The following is a 1,208-nucleotide window of genomic DNA, read 5'->3' as shown; positions in this document are numbered from 1 at the left end:
GACTAAGAAAAAATCCCTTTCCTCTTGGTGGCGTTTTGTCAAGTACAATTTATACAAAATTAGATGCGTTTACCCTGCCCATCTATGGGGATTATTTCTCCTCCCATCTTGGTGATAAGGGTTTCTACCCATTGAAGAAAACAACGATTCAATTCTTCGGGATTAATAAATTCAAATACCCGACCGAAGGTGTCATCAGAGGGAATACCGTGAGGTAATGCCAAAAACTTTTCTAACCACTGTTTTTTGCTAATGCCATAATTTTCCATATCTTCCCATCCTTGCGCTCCAGCAATTACTGCTAAAATCGCAATTACTAAGATATCTGTGAGTTGATGTTTCTTAGTTCTCTCCACTCTGGACTCTTTGATCTCTTGGAAGTGCTGAACTAAACTTTTTTGAATACACCCGATATCTGCCACTTCGGTTAGTTTTCTCTCAGCAGGACAATTTTTCTGAGCCTCGGCATTTTTGTTGTTAACGCCTTGAAACATATAGGGTATTTTTGAGGTTTTCAACTACAGTATTACTGTCATCTCACTGATCTGTGTTAGGAGTCAAGTGTGCTGTCTACACAGTCTCTTATGCTTATTTTGTTAACTTTGTCAAGTTCATATTATACCCAATTAGATGAGCTTACCCTGCCTCGTAAACCCAGTTGACGGTAGTAATTTTCCTGTGAGGTAATAGCCGGTGTTAATAATGCGGATAGTTGCGAGGCAATCGCCGAGTCTTCCACCATTGGTCGGGTAGTTTTTTTGGCGTGGTCGCGATTAGTTTTTTGACTTTTTGCCATATTTACTGACCTCTACAATTGCTCAATTATTTGTCAATTCTATCGTTTGATAATACCAACGCCCGCAACTATCATGCGCCAGCGCTTGCGGTACAACTATTATCGATCGTCCGCCACAATTATCGATCGTCCGCCACAATTGTCGATCGCCTGCCACAATTGTCGATCGTCCGCCACGCCAGAGCGAGCGAACCACTTATTAATAATGATAATCGCTGTCGCTGGGAGAGTCTTCCAGAGGCAGACTCTCCCACCCTTCTCCCTTGTTTGATTATCATTATTATTCGATTGTATTTCTACACAAGGGGGTATTGACAAAATCTACTCCCTTCTAACCCACATTCCGCACCCACAACTGTCACACATCAACAAAAAGGGGATGAAATAGTACAAATGAACTAAGTCCCAATCG

2 protein-coding genes and 1 pseudogene are annotated in these 1,208 nt (G+C 41.6%); all 3 read right to left on the bottom strand.

Features of this window, described 5'->3' with window-relative positions; genetic code table 11:
• Positions 1-65: 65 nt before the first annotated feature.
• Positions 66-422 (bottom strand): annotated as a pseudogene (locus QUB35_RS39010) (ISAs1 family transposase); the annotation flags it as partial.
• Between the two features lie 194 nt (positions 423-616).
• Positions 617-796: a hypothetical protein gene (locus QUB35_RS39005; protein WP_445252106.1), complete on the bottom strand. Its 180-nt coding sequence runs from the start codon at positions 794-796 to the stop codon at positions 617-619.
• A gap of 119 nt (positions 797-915) precedes the next feature.
• Positions 916-1,074: a hypothetical protein gene (locus QUB35_RS39000; protein ID WP_333148438.1), complete on the bottom strand. Its 159-nt coding sequence runs from the start codon at positions 1,072-1,074 to the stop codon at positions 916-918.
• Positions 1,075-1,208 lie beyond the last annotated feature (134 nt).

The organism is Microcoleus sp. B13-B6, from assembly GCF_036705405.1.
Taxonomy (GTDB): domain Bacteria; phylum Cyanobacteriota; class Cyanobacteriia; order Cyanobacteriales; family Microcoleaceae; genus Microcoleus.
Note: the sequence above shows the minus strand (reverse complement) of the source record. Positions and strands in the feature narration are given on the sequence as shown.

Excerpts from the sequence above, each read along its gene's own strand:
- QUB35_RS39005 (WP_445252106.1), bottom strand. The coding sequence starts at position 796 with ATGGCAAAAAGTCAAAAAACTAATCGCGACCACGCCAAAAAAACTACC.
- QUB35_RS39000 (WP_333148438.1), bottom strand. The coding sequence starts at position 1,074 with ATGATAATCAAACAAGGGAGAAGGGTGGGAGAGTCTGCCTCTGGAAGA.